Origin of the sequence: Pseudomonas sp. NPDC089547 (assembly GCF_050280665.1) — a bacterium.
Lineage (GTDB): Bacteria > Pseudomonadota > Gammaproteobacteria > Pseudomonadales > Pseudomonadaceae > Aquipseudomonas.
Genome location: NZ_JBNNVS010000013.1, coordinates 59,666 through 76,777, shown reverse-complemented (window position 1 = coordinate 76,777; position 17,112 = coordinate 59,666). Strand labels below are relative to the sequence as shown.

Annotated in this window: 19 protein-coding genes and 1 tRNA gene; 8 read left to right on the top strand and 12 right to left on the bottom strand. The window is 62.9% G+C overall.

Features of this window, described 5'->3' with window-relative positions; genetic code table 11:
* Window positions 1–63: 63 nt before the first annotated feature.
* Complete coding sequence (locus ACQKPZ_RS11850) at window positions 64–300, top strand: hypothetical protein (protein WP_391126745.1); 237 nt, start codon at window positions 64–66, stop codon at window positions 298–300.
* A gap of 180 nt (window positions 301–480) precedes the next feature.
* Window positions 481–813, top strand: a complete 333-nt coding sequence (locus ACQKPZ_RS11845; RefSeq protein ID WP_391126742.1) for a ribonuclease E inhibitor RraB — start codon at window positions 481–483, stop codon at window positions 811–813.
* 111 nt (window positions 814–924) lie between these two features.
* Here ACQKPZ_RS11845 and ACQKPZ_RS11840 read toward each other — a convergent pair whose 3' ends face one another.
* Window positions 925–1,725, bottom strand: coding sequence for a c-type cytochrome (locus tag ACQKPZ_RS11840; RefSeq protein ID WP_427538046.1), 801 nt, complete (start codon window positions 1,723–1,725; stop codon window positions 925–927).
* A gap of 528 nt (window positions 1,726–2,253) precedes the next feature.
* Between ACQKPZ_RS11840 and ACQKPZ_RS11835 the strand changes: the two genes are divergently transcribed.
* Window positions 2,254–2,988: an amidotransferase gene (locus ACQKPZ_RS11835; RefSeq protein WP_427538043.1), complete on the top strand. Its 735-nt coding sequence runs from the start codon at window positions 2,254–2,256 to the stop codon at window positions 2,986–2,988.
* Between the two features lie 101 nt (window positions 2,989–3,089).
* On the opposite strand, the gene ACQKPZ_RS11830 is transcribed toward ACQKPZ_RS11835, so the two are convergent.
* The 3 genes from ACQKPZ_RS11830 to ACQKPZ_RS11820 all read right to left on the bottom strand — a co-directional run bounded on the left by ACQKPZ_RS11830 (window position 3,090) and on the right by ACQKPZ_RS11820 (window position 5,698).
* Entirely contained in the window at window positions 3,090–4,061 is a 972-nt protein-coding gene (locus ACQKPZ_RS11830) for a magnesium and cobalt transport protein CorA (protein WP_427538040.1), read from the bottom strand.
* A 69-nt stretch (window positions 4,062–4,130) separates the two neighbouring features.
* Complete coding sequence (locus ACQKPZ_RS11825; protein WP_427538037.1) at window positions 4,131–4,844, bottom strand: lysophospholipid acyltransferase family protein; 714 nt, start codon at window positions 4,842–4,844, stop codon at window positions 4,131–4,133.
* A 164-nt stretch (window positions 4,845–5,008) separates the two neighbouring features.
* Window positions 5,009–5,698, bottom strand: coding sequence for a crotonase/enoyl-CoA hydratase family protein (locus ACQKPZ_RS11820; RefSeq protein WP_427538034.1), 690 nt, complete (start codon window positions 5,696–5,698; stop codon window positions 5,009–5,011).
* 198 nt (window positions 5,699–5,896) lie between these two features.
* Here ACQKPZ_RS11820 and ACQKPZ_RS11815 point away from each other — a divergent pair.
* Window positions 5,897–5,986 (top strand) — tRNA-Ser (locus tag ACQKPZ_RS11815).
* A 188-nt stretch (window positions 5,987–6,174) separates the two neighbouring features.
* On the opposite strand, the gene ACQKPZ_RS11810 is transcribed toward ACQKPZ_RS11815, so the two are convergent.
* From ACQKPZ_RS11810 to ACQKPZ_RS11800, 3 genes are all read right to left on the bottom strand, one after another.
* Complete coding sequence (locus ACQKPZ_RS11810) at window positions 6,175–8,307, bottom strand: TonB-dependent siderophore receptor (protein WP_427538031.1); 2,133 nt, start codon at window positions 8,305–8,307, stop codon at window positions 6,175–6,177.
* A 198-nt stretch (window positions 8,308–8,505) separates the two neighbouring features.
* Complete coding sequence (locus ACQKPZ_RS11805; protein ID WP_391126722.1) at window positions 8,506–8,886, bottom strand: hypothetical protein; 381 nt, start codon at window positions 8,884–8,886, stop codon at window positions 8,506–8,508.
* Between the two features lie 115 nt (window positions 8,887–9,001).
* Entirely contained in the window at window positions 9,002–10,171 is a 1,170-nt protein-coding gene (locus ACQKPZ_RS11800) for an MFS transporter (protein ID WP_427538028.1), read from the bottom strand.
* A gap of 106 nt (window positions 10,172–10,277) precedes the next feature.
* Between ACQKPZ_RS11800 and ACQKPZ_RS11795 the strand changes: the two genes are divergently transcribed.
* Window positions 10,278–11,162, top strand: a complete 885-nt coding sequence (locus ACQKPZ_RS11795) for a LysR family transcriptional regulator (RefSeq protein WP_427538025.1) — start codon at window positions 10,278–10,280, stop codon at window positions 11,160–11,162.
* Window positions 11,163–11,284: 122 nt separating this feature from the next.
* Here the strand turns inward: ACQKPZ_RS11795 and ACQKPZ_RS11790 are convergent, their stop codons facing one another.
* Entirely contained in the window at window positions 11,285–12,034 is a 750-nt protein-coding gene (locus ACQKPZ_RS11790) for a 3-oxoacyl-ACP reductase family protein (protein ID WP_427538022.1), read from the bottom strand.
* A gap of 118 nt (window positions 12,035–12,152) precedes the next feature.
* On the opposite strand from ACQKPZ_RS11790, the gene ACQKPZ_RS11785 reads away from it, so the two are divergent.
* On the top strand, window positions 12,153–13,130 hold the full coding sequence (locus ACQKPZ_RS11785; RefSeq protein WP_427538019.1) for a LysR family transcriptional regulator: 978 nt from the start codon (window positions 12,153–12,155) through the stop codon (window positions 13,128–13,130).
* 150 nt (window positions 13,131–13,280) lie between these two features.
* On the opposite strand, the gene ACQKPZ_RS11780 is transcribed toward ACQKPZ_RS11785, so the two are convergent.
* On the bottom strand, window positions 13,281–13,751 hold the full coding sequence (locus tag ACQKPZ_RS11780; protein ID WP_427538016.1) for a GreA/GreB family elongation factor: 471 nt from the start codon (window positions 13,749–13,751) through the stop codon (window positions 13,281–13,283).
* A 2-nt stretch (window positions 13,752–13,753) separates the two neighbouring features.
* Window positions 13,754–14,152 (bottom strand): hypothetical protein, encoded by a 399-nt coding sequence (locus tag ACQKPZ_RS11775; protein WP_427538013.1) that lies wholly within the window; start codon window positions 14,150–14,152, stop codon window positions 13,754–13,756.
* 130 nt (window positions 14,153–14,282) lie between these two features.
* Here ACQKPZ_RS11775 and earP point away from each other — a divergent pair, with 130 nt between their 5' ends.
* Window positions 14,283–15,410: an elongation factor P maturation arginine rhamnosyltransferase EarP gene (gene earP, locus ACQKPZ_RS11770; protein ID WP_427538010.1), complete on the top strand. Its 1,128-nt coding sequence runs from the start codon at window positions 14,283–14,285 to the stop codon at window positions 15,408–15,410.
* A 48-nt stretch (window positions 15,411–15,458) separates the two neighbouring features.
* Window positions 15,459–16,028, top strand: a complete 570-nt coding sequence (gene efp / locus ACQKPZ_RS11765; protein ID WP_012271109.1) for an elongation factor P — start codon at window positions 15,459–15,461, stop codon at window positions 16,026–16,028.
* A gap of 56 nt (window positions 16,029–16,084) precedes the next feature.
* On the opposite strand, the gene ACQKPZ_RS11760 is transcribed toward efp, so the two are convergent.
* Window positions 16,085–16,513, bottom strand: coding sequence for an organic hydroperoxide resistance protein (locus ACQKPZ_RS11760; protein ID WP_012271110.1), 429 nt, complete (start codon window positions 16,511–16,513; stop codon window positions 16,085–16,087).
* A gap of 139 nt (window positions 16,514–16,652) precedes the next feature.
* The gene (locus ACQKPZ_RS11755) at window positions 16,653–17,108 is read right to left on the bottom strand and encodes a MarR family winged helix-turn-helix transcriptional regulator (RefSeq protein ID WP_427538007.1); all 456 of its coding nucleotides are present in this window, start codon (window positions 17,106–17,108) and stop codon (window positions 16,653–16,655) included.
* Between the last annotated feature and the right edge of the window lie 4 nt (window positions 17,109–17,112).

Sequence of the window (17,112 nt, the reverse complement as noted above, 5' to 3'; positions counted from 1 at the left end):
ACCCCAAGGTCAGTTATTCAGGCATCACCCAACTGGTGTTCTTGAATTGAGAGGGCTCGTTCAATGAAAGAGTGGGAAGTCATCTTTGCCGATCAGAAAGGCGAACCGTCCACCATGACGTTGCGGGCCGAGCACTGCCCCAGCGAAGAGGACGCCGCGCGGGCCATCCGTTCGCACCTGTTCCCGGTGATGGACGAGCTGGACCTCAACGACTTCCAGGACCGCACCATTTCCCCTACTGCCCGCTGGCTCAAGGAGCATAGCGGGGTGACCATCACCAGCATTCACGAAGCACACTGACCCACACGTTTGCATGGTGCCTTTGCAGGCACTACGCTGGTGGAAGGTGCCTGCCTATTCTGCGGGTTGGCACCGCTTCAATTCGCGTCTTGCATCAGCTCGAACTGCCCGGCCAATGACTGCCGGCAGGTGCGTAGTGCACGGAAAGTCTATCCATTGCTTTATTCAGGAGGACGTTTCATGAGCAGCCAGAACGACGATATCAGCAGCAGCGTCCTGCGCCAGATGAAAGCAGGCGGTTTCGACTTCACCCAGATCCACCCCATCGAGTTCTATGCCGTATTCCCCGACGAAGCAGGGGCCCGCCGTGCGGCCGGGCAGTTTCGTGGTGAATCGCTCAATGCCCAGGTGACGGAGCTAGGCGACGGTGCCTGGCATCTGGAATTGAGCAAGGTCATGTATGCCACGTATGGGGGCATTGGCGACTTTGAAGATGCCTTCGAGCAACTGGTGACACCGTATGGTGGCGAGGTGGAAGGGTGGGGGGTCAAGCACGAGCGACCTATAGCCTGAAAGTCATGTGTTTTCTTCTTCGCGGGCTCGCCCGCTCCCACAGAGGACTGCACAGGCTTCAAAACCTGTGCAGTCCATAATGTGGGAGCGGGCGAGCCCGCGAAGAGGCCCTCAAGGCTTACGCTTGGCCATATGCCCCAGATAGGCCAACACCGCATCCAGCTCCTGCTCGCTCAACACACTTTCAGCAAACCCCGGCATCTTCGCCTGTGGCCACTGCCGCAGGCTCTGCGGGTCGCGAATCAGCTTGCGCAGAAACGCCGGCTGGAAGTATTCGGTCGGGTTATGCGGCACATTCAAATCCGGCCCCACTTGCGCATCCCCCGCGCCGTTGAGCCGGTGGCACGCCAGGCAGTTTTGCTGGAACAAGACAAAACCCTGCCTCACCGGGCTGTCGGCCGGCAACTTCGGGTCGGGTAGCAGCGCCGGAAAACGCTGCTCAACCGGTGCCAGCTTGCGCAGGGTGGAAATCTGGAACGGCCACTGCTCCGGGCGAATGCCGCTGGCCTGCGGTGCAGTCCATACCAGGTAGAACGGCCCCGCACTTGGCTTGCCCTGGGCCAGCGGCGGCCACGGCTTGTCCGGGTCTTCCACGGCCAGCCAGGCCTGTGCCGGCCCTTGTTGCAGCAGTGGCGCAGCAGGCATTTCGGCGGCAAAGCCATCCAGCGCCACAGCCTGCAAGTGGTCGCTGGCACTCACACCGGCCAGCAGCGTGGCCAGCGGCACTGCCCGATAATGCATGGGGCGCTTGTAGGAAACGTCCTGGTCGATGCTGATATCCCGGGCCTGCGGATGGCCGAGCAGTTCGGCGCTGCTCCACTGGCGCGTGCCGGCGCCCAGCTCCAGGTGCAGTTGCGCCGCCGACAGCGGCAGGCTGAGGAACAACGCTAACAGGGCCAGGCAGTGGCGCATGGGCAAACTCCAACCATCAAGGCTGGCAGGTTACCTGTGCACTGCCCGTTGGCGCCACCGCCACTGTCAGCCGAACAAACGTGTCAGGTTCGGCAAGATCAGCAGTAAAGTCGTAGCGAAGAGAATGAGCCCAGCTTGGCGAATTTTCGATTGTCTGAACATGGCGGACCGCCTTCTTGTTGTTATTCCTGAATACCCGTTGGCTTCCTTGTCGCGCTTCGGGTCGATCGCAGTGGCACGGTGCGGTGCCTGAACTGCCTGCCTCTTGAAAGTGGATATACAACCAACAGTAGGGTGTGCGTCATCCATGTTTCAGAACCCTTTGTTCTAATTGGTTGGGTAGATGATTTCGTTTTGCTATGAGGCCATGTGCCAGCCGGCTGGCATGCTCTGTCTAGACAGTGGCGCAAGTGCCAGGCGGCAGGCGACGAAATGTGACCGTTCGTCAGTGCAGCCTACTTGCTTGTACGTGCCTTTCGCGTCAGTCTCTACAGCAGATTCCCACCCATGTCGTTCAGGACTATCCCTATGTCGTTACGCATCTGCATCCTTGAAACCGATGTCCTGCGACCGGAGTTGACCGCGCAGTACCAGGGCTACGGCAGGATGTTCGAGCAGCTCTTCTCGCGTCAGCCGATCGCTGCCGAGTTTTGTGTGTACAACGTGATGCACGGCGATTACCCCGCCGACAATGAAGTGTTCGATGCCTATCTGGTCACGGGCAGCAAGGCCGACTCGTTTGGTACCGATGCCTGGATCCAGACACTCAAGGCCTACCTGCTGAAACTGTACGAGCGGGGCGAGAAGCTGCTGGGTGTGTGTTTTGGCCATCAGTTGCTGGCGTTGACCCTGGGCGGCAAGGCTGAGCGTGCCGACAAGGGCTGGGGCGTGGGCATCCATCGCTACTCGCTGGCGGCCCATGCACCGTGGATGGACCCGGAAGTGTCGGAGCTGACGTTGCTGATCAGCCATCAGGACCAGGTGACCGAATTGCCGGAGGGGGCCACGGTGATTGCTTCCAGCGATTTCTGCCCGAATGCGGCGTACCACATTCGTGACCAGGTGCTGTGCTTCCAGGGCCACCCGGAGTTCGTGCACGACTATTCCCGTGCGCTGCTCGATGCGCGCCAGGAGTACCTGGGGGATGAGGTGTATCACAAGGCCGTGGCCAGTTTGGCCACCGAGCATCAGGGCGACCTGGTGGGGGAATGGATGCTGCGCTTTATCCAGCAGCCATCAAAGGCCAGTGACAGCGCAGCATAAAGAGTCGCAGCCATTCGCGGGCACGCCCGCTCCCACAGGTACTCCACAATTTTCGGCATTGTGGTGACCCTGTGGGAGCGGGCGTGCCCGCGAAGAGGCCCTTAAAGCCAGCCCGACTTCTTGAAGCTGGCATACAACCCCGCACACCCCGCCGCAATCACCCCCAGCACCCCGAAGTACCCGTAATGCCAGCTCAGCTCCGGCATATTCTGGAAGTTCATCCCGTAAACCCCGGCAATGGCCGTGGGGAACGCCAGGATCGCCGCCCAAGCTGCGAACTTGCGCTGCACGATGCTCTGGCGTGATGACTCCAGCAGCATGCCGATCTCGATAGTCTGGCTGGCGATGTCGCGGATGCTGGCCAGGTCCTCCATCTGCCGGGTCACGTGGATCTGCACATCCCTGAAATACGGGCGCATGTTCTTGTCGATGAACGGGAAGCTCAGGCGCTGCAGCTCTTCGCTCACTTCCACCATGGGTGCCACATAGCGGCGCAGGCGCAGGATGTCGCGGCGCAGGCTGTGCAGGCGGCGGATGTCGTCTTCCTGGAGCGAGCCGCCGAGCACGCTTTGCTCCAGTTCTTCGATCTCGCCATGAATGGCCTCGCTGACCGGCTGGTAGTTCTCGGTCACGAAGTCGAGCAGGGCGTACAGCACGAAGTCCTCACCGTGCTCCAGCAGCAAAGGCCGCGCCTCGCAGCGCTGGCGCACCAGGGCGTAGGACTTGGAGTGGCCGTTGCGGCAGGTGATGATGTAGCCGTTGCCAGCGAAGATATGGGTTTCGATGAACTCCAGCTTGCCCTCGTGACGCACCGGCGAGTAGGTGACGATGAACAGCGCGTCGCCGAACGTTTCCAGCTTTGGCCGGCTGTGCTTTTCCAGGGCGTCTTCGATGGCCAGTTCGTGCAGGTTGAACTGGCATTGCAGGTTGGCCAGTTCCTCGGCGTTGGGCTCCTCCAGGCCGATCCACACGAAGTGCCCCGGCTTGCGCGCCCACTCGCTGCCTTCGTCGATACTGATGTTGGTGACCTTTCTGCCGGCGCTGTACACCGCCGATGCCACGACTCGCCCCATGGTTGCCCGCTTATTCCGGTTGAACACGGGTTACAGCTTGGGCCGTACCCGGCCCAAGAGCAACCCGCATCAGGCCAGCTCGTGTTCCATGCGGTCGATGCACTGCTGCATCTGCTCCCGGCACTGTTCGATCAGCACGGGAATGTCCTGTTGGGTCATGCCGGCGGTGGCAATCGGCGGCAGCGAGCGTACGACAACCGTGCGCTGGCGCCAGCTGTTCAGGCTCATGCGCCTGGCATAGCGGCTGACGCACACCGGCACGATCGGCACCCCGGCCTCGATGGCCATGTGAAACGCGCCTTTCTTGAAGGCCAGCAACTGTTCGCCAGCGTTTCGCGTGCCTTCAGGGAAAATCCAGATCGAGGTGTCGTCTTGCAACACCTGGGTGGTCTTGTGCAGCGCCTTGCGCGCCTGGTAAGCGTTGTTGCGGTCGATCAGCACGTTGCCGCCCAGCCAGAACAGCTGGCCGAACAGCGGCACCCAGCGCAGGCTTTTCTTGCCGATGGCCACGGTACGCTGCGGCACCACCTGGCCGATCACGAACAGGTCGTAGTTGGACTGGTGGTTGGCAATGATCACGCAACCGGGCGGCTGGTCCCACAGCGGCCCGACCTCGGCCTTGACCTTGATGCGCATCAGCCAGGTGGCCGGCCGGCTGTAGAGGTGGGCGAACAGGCGGCTGTTGTCGGGGTTGAAGGGGCGGCACAGGCCAATGACCAGGCCCACGGCGCCAACGACAAGAAAGTGCAGCGCCAGCAGAAGCATGCGCAACGAATAAAGCATGGTACGACTCACACCAGACAGTCGCCGGGCAGTGTACGGGTGTGCACTGGTTGGGGCAAACCTCGTTGTGAGCCTGTGCTGGCCTCTTCGCGGGCTCGCCCGCTCCCACAGGGATCGCGCTGTACCTGTGGGAGCGGGCGAGCCCGCGAAAGGGCCGGTGCGGGTCAGCCCATATGGTGCTGGTCCAGCTCGATCGCCTTGTCCAGCGCCTCCAGCAATGCTTTACGCACCTTCAGCTTGGTATTCTTGTGCGCCAGCATGTTCAGCTTCTTCAACTCCCGCGCCGCCGCCAGCGCTGCGTCCTGCAACTGCTCTGCCGGCACCACCTTGTCGAGGAAACCGGCATCCACGGCCGCAACCGGGTCAAATACCTCGGCATTGATCACCGAACGGTGGAAAGCCGAGCGACGCAGGCGATCACGCGCCAGTTCGATGCCGGCATGGTGCATGGTCATGCCGATCTGCACTTCGTTCAGGCACACCTTGTACGGCCCTTCAACGCCAATGCGGTAATCGGCCGACAGCAGCAGGAACGCACCCTTGGCCACGGCATTGCCCGGGCAGGCGACCACGACCGGGAACGGGTGCGACAGCAGGCGGCGGGCGAGGGTGGAGCCGGCCGTGACCAGGCCGATGGCCTCTTTCGGGCCGCTGGTCATCACCTTGAGGTCGTAACCGCCAGACAGAATGCCCGGCTGCCCGGTAATGATCACCACGGCACGCTCTTCAGTGGCGCGGTCGAGCGCGGCGTTGAAGGCAGTGATGACGTCCGGCGAGATGGCGTTCACCTTGCCGTTGTTCAGGGTCAGGGTGACGATGCCGTCTTCGGCGTGGTAGGTAATCAGCTCGCTCATGGCAGAGTCCTTTTGTTGGCGTGGCGACGACGTTACCCAGCGCCAGAGGCCAGGTAAAGCAGCAAGGCTGACTGGTCGGTCAGCGTTCACCGGGGCTCAAATGCAAATACATGAAAAAACTGAAAAAAATGCTTGCCAAAGGAAAGCGCTTTCACTAAATTAGCGCACCTCGACGGGCCGCACGGCTTGAAGAGAAACGGTGAAGTGTCCGAGTGGTCGAAGGAGCACGCCTGGAAAGTGTGTATACGAGAAATCGTATCAAGGGTTCAAATCCCTTCTTCACCGCCACATTCTGCGAAGGGCCCCCGCGCTGAAAAGCCGGGGGCTTTTTGTATTTGGGCCATTGCCGCAATGCCCAAAGGCTGCCGCGATCCTTGTGGGAGCGGGCGTGCCCGCGAACGCCGGCAGAGCCGGTGCCATACACCGCGTCGCTTTCTTCGCGGGCAAGCCCGCTCCCACAGGGGCCCGCAATAAGTTTAGAAGCTGACCGAAGCCGACAGCCGAGCGGTACGCGGCGCGCCCTGGAACAGGTAGTTATCCCCCAGGTAATCCCCCACATCGCGCCAGTAGCGCTTGTCGAACACGTTGTCCACGGTCAGCCGCAGCACCGTGTCATACCCGCCAATGCGCGTACGGTACCGGCTCCCCACATCGAACACGGTATACCCGCCAACCTCCACGTTCCCCGCCTGGCTTGCATACTTGCTGGCGCTGTAGCGCGCACCGCCCAGTAGTGCCAGGCCCGGCACCGGAAGCGTGTACTCTGCGTGTAGGGCCGCCCGGAACCTGGGCACGTTGATCGCCTGGTGGCCTTCATAATCATCGGTGCCACTGTTCTGCACCCGTGCCCGAATGGCCGCAGCACTGGCTTGCACTTGCAGCTTCGAAGTCACCCAGCCGCTGGCACCCAACTCAAGGCCGGTGTTCTTCTGCTGGCCTTGCTGCACGTAGGTAAAGTTGCCGGCCCCGTCCGGGCGGGCGTATTGGTAGGCCTGGCGGATCTGGAACAGCGCAGCGCTCAAGCTCAGGCCTTGCCAGTCGTGCTTGACGCCCAGCTCCAACTGGTGGGAGGTGGTAGGCGCAAGGATCTCGGCGGCGTTGCTGGCAAACCAGGGGGCCGTGCCGCCGGCAGACAGGCCCTTGGCGTAGCTGGCGTAAACGGTGGTGTCCGGCTGCGGCTTGTAGATAAGCGCCGCATTGGGCAGCAACTCGTATTGACGGGTATGGCGCCCGGCAACACCGGTTTCGTCCCAGGTCTTTTCATCCAGGCGCACTGCGCGCGCGCCCAGCACGGTCTGCCATTGCTCGTTGAAGCTGATGCGGTCGTTGACGAACAGGCCGTACTGACGGCTGTCCAGCCGGCGTTCGCTGGCGCCGACGGGCTTGTCGGACGGGTCGAAGGCAGGGGCGCCGGTGTAGATGTTGCCGGTACCCAGCCACTCGTTGTAGTACGGGCGCTGATCCAGCGTGCGCCGCTGGGCACTGGTGCCCACGGTCAGCTCATGCCCCACGCCCAGCGCATCGAAACGCCCGTTGAGCATGGCCTGTGCCTCATCGGTGCGGCGGGTGTCGTCGGGGCTGCGGAAATCGTAGATGTCGTAGTCGCCATTGCTGCCGAAGAACGCGCCTTCGCTCGAACCCCAGGCGAACGCGCTGTAGTCGTCGATCACCACCTTGCTGCGCGACGCGCTCAAGGTGCCGGTCCAGGCCTCATTGAAGCGGTACTCAAAGCGCCCACCCAGGTTCAGCGAGTCGTTCTGCACCGGCTTGGCCCAGTGCTGGTAGGCCAGGCGGTCATCCGGGTCGATGCCGTGAGGCACCTCGGTACCGCCCAATAGCTGATAACCCGGTACCGAGCGCTGTTCGCGGTGCTGGTATTCGGCATCCAGTTGCAGGGTGGCATCCGGGCTGATCTGCCAGTCGAAGGCCAGCGAGGCAAAGTCGCGCTTGCCGTCGGCGTGGTCGACGTAAGAGCGGATGTCTTCATGGGCCAGGTTGGCGCGCAGGCCGAACTGTTTTTCGCTGCCGAACCAGCCGCCCAGGTCGGTGGCCAGGTAGCGTTCGCCTTGTTCGTTGGTCGACACCGTGACGCTGCGCACATCCTCGGCGCGCTTGGTCACGTAGTTGATCAGGCCGCCCGGCTCCGACACGCCGCTCTGCAAGCCGGACAGGCCCTTGAGCAGTTCCACCTGTTGCTTGTTCTCCAGGGCCACGTTCTGCTCGCCGGCGATGGTCTGGCCGTTGATGCGGTAGCTGCTGGCGGAATTCAGTTCGAAGCCGCGTACATTGAAGTTTTCGTAGTAGCCGATAGGGGCATAGCTTTCGCCGACCGAAGCGTCGCTTTGCAGCACTTCGCTGAGCTTGCGTACCTGGCGGTCTTCCAGCAGTTGCTGGCTGAACACGCTGACCGAGGCGGGGGTGTCGAGCAAGGGCGCAGGCTGGAAACCGCCCACTGCGGCCTGGCGTGCCTGGTAGCCGTCGTGGGTGTAGGTGTCGGACACCTGCAACGGGGTCAATAGCACGCTGTCTTCGGCAAGCAGGTTCGGGCAATGCAGGGCCAGGCCCAGGCTGAGCAGGCTCAGGGGCAGGCGGGGGTGACACGGAGGCATGCGGTGGGGCTCCTGGATGCACATACCTGTGCCGGCCTCTTCGCGGGCGTGCCCGCTCCCACAGGGACCGCGCCACACTCAAGGGCAGCGCTGTTCCTGTGGGAGCGGGTTTACCCGCGAAGAGGCCGGCACAGGCCATGAAAAAGGCGGCATCTTAACAGCCGCCTTCAGCATAAAACGATCCGGGCCCCGCGATATTCAGTCCTGGTTGGCGGGCCGCTTGTGCTGCCGCCAACTGTCATCGATCTTCGACCAGGTCTTGCCGTCGGTAATGGCCATGAGCTTGCGCCCATCCTTGAACGTGGCGAGGAAGGTGGCTTCTTCCTCCTTGCCACCCAGCCACAGCCCCGCCAGCAACCCCACCGGGCCAGCCACCAGGGCGCCAGCCACGCCCCAGCCCAGGGCGGTGCCCAGGCTGCGACTGGATTCCAGGCTGGCCAGCCTGAGGTCGCTGATACGCGCCAGGGAAATGCGCTCGCCCGGGGAGGGGCTGCGCGGGGTCTTGAGTGTGAGCGATCCGTTGCGATACTCGCCTTCACCTTGCAAGAAATCGCCGGATTGCACCGTGAGTCTTGTCATAAAGTCATCCTGTCAGGAAAGGGCATTGTCCAGCGCCTACTGAGCGCTGACCGGGCAGGCAAGTCAACGACCATGCGACGGAGGGTAGTGTGGTCCGATGTCGCGCTGGCGCCGGTCAGGCCACCTTGCGGTTGGCGAGCGCCCAGGCCAGTAACGCCAGCCCGCCAATCACCAGCCCTGCCACCACGATGCCCATCCAGCCCTGGTGCTGGAACAACTGCGTACCAAGCAACGACCCCAGCGCCCCACCCATGAAATAGCAGGTGATGTAACCGGCATTCAGCCGCGTGCGGGCCTCGGGCCGCAGGGCAATCACTGCATTCTGGTTGCTCACGTGCACCAGTTGCACCGCCAGGTCGAGCATGAGCACGCCCAGCAGCAGGGCAAGCAGCGACTGCTGGGCAAACCCCAGCGGTACCCACGACAGCAACACCACCACCAGGCCTACGGTAGTGCCCAGTGAGCCCTTGCCACGGTCGGCCAGGCGCCCGGCCCAGTTGGCCGACAGCGCGCCGGCCGCCCCGGCGAGGCCGAACAGGCCGATGACTGCATCGGAATAGTGATACGGGCCGCTGGACAGCAGGAAGGCCAGGGGTGTCCAGAACAGGGCGAACAGGCTGAATGCCAACAGGCCGAGCAGCGAACGCAGGCGCAGCACCGGCTCTTCAAGGAACAGGCGGAACACCGAGCCGATCAGTGCCGGGTACTTCAGCCCGGCATGGCTGTGGTGTTGCGGCAGGCTGCGGGACAGCGCCACGGCGGTGATCGCCATCAACACGGCGGCCAGCACATAGATGGCGCGCCAGCCGCCCAACTCGGCCATGAAGCCCGCTGCGGTACGTGCCAGCAGGATACCCAGCAACAGGCCGCTCATCAGCGTGCCAACCGCACGGCCACGCATATGCGGCTCACTGAGGGACGCGGCCATGGGCACGAGGATCTGCGCCACCACCGAGAACAGCCCGGTAAGCGCCGTGCCGAGGATCAGCCAGGGCAGGCTTGGCGCGCAGGCACTGATGACCAGGCCCAGGGTGGCAATGGCGGTCATCACGGTGATCAGCCGGCGCTGCTCGAACAGATCCCCCAGCGGTGCCAGCAGCAACAGGCCGGCGCCATAACTGAGTTGCGCAGCGATGACGATGCTGCCGGCGCTGGCAGTGCTCAAGCCGAACTGTTCAGCGATGCTGTGCAGCAACGGTTGGGCGTAGTAGTTGCTGGCCACGGCCAGGCCGGTGGCGGTAGCCATCAGCAGGATCAGGGCGCGGCTGAGGGTGGGGGCGTTCATGCGGTTCTCGTGGCGGGCAGTAGTAAGTGGGAGGATTATCAGGAAGTGTCTGGCATGACACCAATGTATAGTTTTCAACTTGTCCATCTTGAAAGCAGATAGATGCATGAACCTGAAGCAGCTCGAATACGCCCTTGCCGTTGCCGATACCGGTAGTTTCACCCGCGCGGCCGAGCGCTGCCATGTGGTGCAGTCGGCGCTTAGCCATCAGGTGGCGCGGCTGGAGACGCAGCTGGGCGTCAGCCTGTTCGAGCGCAGTTCGCGACGGGTTCGCCTGACCCCTGCCGGCGAGGCTTTTGTGCTCAGCGCCCGGCCGGCGGTGGAAGCGGCCCGGCGTATTGCCGATGACGTGGCGGCGGCTTGCGGGCAGGTGCGCGGGCGACTGGCCATTGGTGAAATCAGCTCGCTCACGGCGTTGGACCTGGTCGACCTGCTGGCAGTGTTCCACGGTCGTTTCCCGGATGTGGATGTGCGCTGGATCACGGCCAAGAGCGAATTGCTGATTGCCGATGTGGTCGAGCGGCGCCTTGACGTTGGCTTCATTGGCCTGTGGCAGGGCGAGGTGGTGCAGGGCGTGGAGCATCGCTTGCTGGCCAGGGAGGAACTGGTGGCGTTGTTGCCGGTTGATCATCGGCTTGCCGGCCGGACGCAGTTGGCGTTGGCCGACCTAGCGGACGAAGTGCTGGTGGACTTTCCCGAAGGTACCGGGGCACGGCGCCAGACGGATGAGGCGTTTCAGGCGGTGGGGTTGCAGCGTCGGGTGCAGTTTGAAATCGGGCATGTGCGGCTGGTTGAAAAGTTCGTGCAACGGGGCATGGCGGTGGGCCTTGTGCCAGAGCGGGTGGCGCAGGGCATCGGAGGTGTGGCGGTGGCGCGGCTGGTGGATGCGCCGGTGCGGCACCTGTATGCCGTGTGGTCCTCCAGCCCGACACCGGCTGCGCGGGCATTTCTGGAGGTGATGGAGCAGCGTCTGGGGGCTGACAATGGGTAAGCCTGTGCCGGCCTCTTCGCGGGTAAACCCGCTCCCACAACGACCGCACCCAGCTTGAGCGCAGTGCAGTCCCTGTGGGAGCGGGCAAGCCCGCGAAGAGGCCGGCACATGCAACCTTTCAATCAGGCAGCAAACCCACCATCCACAGTCAAGCTGGCCCCGGTGATGTACCCAGCCTCCGGCCCTGCCAGATACGCCACGAAGCTGGCAATCTCATCCGCCTCGCCATACCGCCCAATCGCCATCATCGGGATCAGGCTTTCGGCAAATTCGCCGCTGGCCGGGTTCATGTCGGTGTCCACCGGCCCCGGCTGCACGTTGTTCACGGTAATGCCCTGCGGCCCCAGGTCACGCGCCATGCCGCGGGTCAGGCCAACCAGCGCCGACTTGCTCATGGCATAGGGCGCGCCACCGGCAAACGGCATGCGCTCGGCGTTGGTGCTGCCAATGTTGATGATGCGCCCGCCCTGGCCCATGTAGCGCGCTGCGGCCTGGCTGGCAACGAACACGCTGCGCACGTTCACCGCCAGCATGCGGTCAAAGGCGGCCAGGTCGAACTCGGTTACCGGTGCCACCGCCAGTACCCCGGCGTTGTTGACCAGGATATCCAGCCTGCCGAAGGCTTTGGCGGCGTCGTCCACCGCCAGTTGCACGGCCGCTGCATCGGCACTGTCAGCCCGCAGGGCCAGGGCCTTGCCGCCGTTTTCGGTAATTTCCCGGGCCAGTTCTTCTGCGGGGCCGGCGGAGCTGACATAGGTGAAGGCCACCTGTGCACCTTCGCGGGCCAGGCGCCGCACGATGGCTGCACCGATGCCGCGGGAACCGCCCTGAACCAGGGCTACTTTGCCTTCGAGTGTAAGTTGCTTGGACATGCTGATCTCCTGCTGGAAGCCAGGCCGAAATGCCTTGGATGGGCGCAGTATCGGCGCCTGATTACCTGCTGATAAGATGGCAATCACTATCTGCAGAGTAAACCTTTGGTTGCTGATCATGGCGATGGAATCGTTCAACGCGTTGGAGTGCTTCATCCGCAGTGCCGAGGTCGGCAGCTTTGCCGAGGCCGCCAGGCGCCTGAGCATTACCCCGGCCGCCGTAGGCAAGCACGTTGCCCAGCTGGAGGCGCGCCTGGGTGTGCGGTTGTTCCAGCGTAGTACCCGCAAGCTGACCTTGACCGAGGCGGGGCAGCGTTTTCTGGGTGAAGTCAGCGACAGTTTCCGCACCATCCAGTACGCGGTGGCCAACCTGGCCAGTGCCGAGGGCCAGCCGGCGGGTTTGTTGCGGGTGAGCATGGGCACGGTGTTCGGGCGGTTGTACGTGTTGCCGTTGCTGGGCGAATTCTTGCGCCGATACCCAGCCATTACCCCGGACTGGCATTTTGACAACCGCCAGGTGGACCTGATCGGCCAAGGCTTCGACGCCGCGATTGGCGGTGGTTTTGAACTGCCGCCTGGCGTGGTGGCGCGCAAGCTGACCCCGGCGCACCGGGTACTGGTGGCGGCGCCAGCCTATCTACAGCGGCACGCGCCGATTGCCGACCCAGAGGTGCTGCAACGCCACGACGGCATCCTGATCCGCTCACCGCAGACGGGGCGGGTGCGTTCGTGGCCTTTGACCAGCCGCGGGCAGGCGCAGCAGCCGTTACAGCTGCGCCAGGCGATGACCATGAGCGACTCGGACGCGGCCTGTGTGGTGGCTGAGCAAGGCTTGGGGATTGCGCTGGTGAGCCTGCCGTTTGCCGTGCCGTACCTGCAAAACGGGCGGCTGCAGCGGGTTCTGCCGGACTGGTATGTGGATGATGGGCATATCAGCCTGTACTTCGCCGAGCACAAGCTGATGCCGGGCAAGACCCGGGCGTTTATCGATTTTGTGGTGGAAAAGTTCGCGGAGCAGGGGTTGGCGGGGTGGTTCGATGCCTTGCGCACTCTCGAGGTAGCAACACTGTCCCCAGGCTTGATGCGGTCGCTGTAGGAGCGGCCTTGTGTCGCGAAAGGGCTGCACAGCAGCCCCGGGATTTTAGCGCTGGTGCATAAATGGCTGGGGCTGCTGCGCAGCCCTTTCGCGACACAAGGCCGCTCCTACAACGCCCGCGCTAGCTGATCAGGCGCAGAGGAGGCCAGTTCAGACAACATCAACAACGAACAACGCCTGTGCGCCCAGGCTCACCTCATCATCAATTTTCTTGCCCATCAGTTGCTGCCCCAATGGTGAGCGCGGGGTAATCACGGTCACCAACCCGTCGCCCTCGCCAATCTTCAGGCCTGCCGCTTCCGGCCCAAGAAACAGCCGGCGCTGGCCGCCGTCCTGATCTTCCAGGCAAACCAGATTGCTGATCTGCACCCCGCGCGCCGGGTCATAATCACGCAGCAGCAGTTGCTGGTAAATCAGCAACGCCTGGCGGATCTCTGCACTACGACGGGCCTGGCCGGTGGCCAGGTACGAGGCTTCCAGGCCCAGGGTGTCGTACTTGTTCTCGGCAATGTTTTCTTCGGCGGTAGCGGCCTCGTAGGCGGTTTGCGCCGCGCGGGTCAGCACGTCCAGGTCATGCGCAAGGGTGGCGACGATCTGCGCCAGCAAGTGGGGCTTGTCCATGGTCAGTAACAGAACTCCAGCACGTTGGCCTGGCTTTTATCGGTGGGCGCCGTGCGGTTCTGCTGCAGCCAGAACTGGCACTTGGGGCTGTTGAGGTTGCGCGGGTTGCCCTGGGCTGCTTCGGCGGCCTGTTGCTGTTCTTGCTTGTGCAGGATGGCCTTGTAGCGGTCGAACATCTCGGCTTGAGCATCCCTGGCCGGGGCTGCTGCCTGCGCCGGTGCTGGCTGATAGACGCCGGGGGGCAGGGCCTGGGCCAGCGGCTGCACCTGCTGCGGCCAGAACAACAGCGCCAGCCAGGCACTCGCCACAATGGCCACCGCGCCCAGCCACAGGCCAAAGGCTACGCACAGGATCAACGGCAACGGCTTGAGGGTGATCTTCAGTTCACGGTGGCGGGGCATGGCAGCCTCCTGGCAGGGTCGGTCAGGGTGCATTGTCGCACGCGCCTGGGCATTTTTCCGCGCAGGTGCTTTTGTCTGCGACAATTTGTGCGCAGAATTCGCGGTTTTTGCACCCGCACAGGAGGGGCACATGAAAGCCACCTGGGACATCTTCTGCAGTGTCGTCGATAACTACGGTGATATCGGCGTGACCTGGCGCCTGGCCCGGCAGTTGGTGGCCGAGCATGGCCTGGCGGTGCGCCTGTGGGTGGATGACCTCAATGCATTCACGCCCCTGTGCCCAGAGGCTGATGCCACCTTGGCGCAGCAGTGGCAGCAGGGCGTGGAAGTGCGCCAGTGGCCGGCGACCTGGTTGCCGGTAGCGCCGGCCGAAGTGGTGATTGGCGCATTCGCCTGCCAGTTGCCGGCACCGTACGTAGAAGCCATGCGTGCCTGCGCCACGCCGCCGCGCTGGCTGAACCTCGAATACCTCAGTGCCGAGGACTGGGTGGAGGGCTGCCATGGTTTGCCTTCGCCGCAGCCCGGTGGCCTGCGCAAGGTGTTTTTCTTCCCCGGCTTTACCGAAAAGACCGGTGGCCTGCTGCGTGAGGGCTCGCTGTTGGCACGGCGTGACGCATTTCAGCAGGGGGCACGGCAGGCCTTCTTGCAGCAGCTTGGCGTAAACCCCGAAGCGGGGGCGTTGCTGGTTTCGCTGTTCGCTTACGAAAACCCGCAGTTGGGCAATTGGCTTGATGCCCTGGCCACGGGCGAGCAACCTTGCCACCTGCTGGTGCCGCAGGGGCGCGTCGTGGCGGGGCTCAGCCAATGGCTGGGCGAGACAACGCTGCCAGTGGGCAGCGTGCGCAAGCGAGGGGCGCTGACCGTGCAGGTATTACCTTTCGTCAGCCAGGACGACTACGACCGGTTGCTGTGGAGTTGCGATTTCAACGCGGTGCGTGGCGAAGACTCGTTCGTGCGTGCGCAGTGGGCAGGGCAGCCGATGCTGTGGCACATCTATGTGCAGGACGAGAACGCCCACTGGGAAAAGCTCGAAGCGTTTCTCGCGCATTATCGACGCGGCCTGTCAGACGATGCCGATGCCGCCCTGCTCGGGCTGTGGCGTGCCTGGAACATGAATCGCGACATGGGGCAGGCCTGGCAGGCGGCCCGCCGGCATTGGCCAGAACTGCAGCAGCATGCCCGGCTTTGGGCGGCGCGACAGGCCGCTCAGCCGGACCTTGCCACAGCGCTAGTACACTTTTGCCGAAATTCGCTATGATACGCGGCCTCGATTTTTATAAATCCATCCAGATTCGGATACTTCGTAATGAAAACTGGTAAAGAACTGAAACCCGGTACCGTACTGCGCATCGACAACGACCCGTGGCTGGTTCAAAAAGCTGAGTTCACCAAGTCGGGCCGTAACAGCGCGATCATGAAGACCAAGCTGAAGAACCTGCTGACCGGCTACAAGACCGAAACCGTATACGGTGCGGACGACAAGCTGGACGACGTGATCCTGGATCGCAAAGAAGCGACCCTGTCGTTCATCAGCGGTGACTCGTACACCTTCATGGACACCACCGACTACACCATGTACGAACTGAACGCCGAAGACATCGACGCCGTTCTGCCGTACATCGAAGAAGGCATGGAAGACATCTGCGAAGCCGTGTTCTTCGAAGGCCGCCTGGTATCGGTTGAACTGCCGACCACCATCAGCCGTCAGGTTGTCTACACCGAGAACGCTGCTCGCGGCGACACCTCGGGCAAGGTCATGAAGCCTGCCAAACTGAAGAACGGTACCGAGATCCAGGTTGCCGACTTCATCCAGATCGACGAGTGGATCGACATCGACACTCGCGACAACAGCTTCAAAGGCCGCTCCAAGAAGTAATCCTTCTTGTGAAACGCGAAAACCCGGCCTTGGCCGGGTTTTTTTGTGCCTGTGATTTACACCGTCACGTGCAGGCGTACATCCACATTGCCGCGGGTGGCGTTGGAGTACGGGCACACCTTGTGCGCTTTTTCCACCAGCCCTTCGGCATCGGCCTGGGCCAGGCCCGGCAGGTTGATGTGCAAGTCGATGTCCAGGCCAAAACCGCCCGGGATCTGGCCGATGCCCACCTTCGCGGTGATCGAGGCATCTGCCGGCAGGGCTTTCTTCTCTTGCCCGGCTACAAATTTGAGTGCGCCGATGAAGCAGGCCGAGTAACCGGCGGCGAACATCTGCTCAGGGTTGGTGCCGTCACCGCCAGCGCCGCCCAGTTCTTTAGGCGTGCTCAGGCTGACAACCAGCTTGCCGTCGCTGGATTTGGATTTGCCGTCGCGCCCACCGGTGGAGGTAGCTTCTGCGATGTACAGCGGAGTGACCTTTTGCATCTTGAGCCTCGCTAATGTGCTGTGCGCTTCCTGTTTGGGACGGCGCGGGTTGGTGTGGGATTTAAATTAGCGCGCAATTAGTTTGCGCGCAAGATAAATCTTCGCCGCTCATCCGAACGGCCATGGCACAGCATAGCTGTCAGAGGTTTTTTTGCAGGCTCTCGCGCAGGTTCAGCAGCTCGGCCTGCAGTTGCTGCAACTGCTCAAGGCTTCGCCCGCTGGCCTTGAGAATGCACTGTGGCACCTTTTTGGCTTGCTGCTGCAGGGCGCGGCCTTTGTCGGTCAGCTGTACCATCACCACGCGTTCGTCTTCGCGGCTGCGGTTGCGTTGCAGCAGGCCTTCGCTTTCCAGGCGCTTTAGCAGCGGGGTCAGCGAGCCGGGGTCGGTGAGCAGGTGCTGGCTGATTTCGCCCACGGTCAGGCCGTCGCGCTCCCACAGCACGAGCATGGCCAGATACTGCGGGTAGGTCAGGCCTAACGCTTGTAGCAGCGGCTTGTAGACCTTGGTCATCAGCAACGAGGTGGAGTGCAGGGCGAAGCAGACCTGGTTGTCCAGCAGCAGCTCGTCACAGGAGGCTTGGGTGTCGGCGTTCATGCAG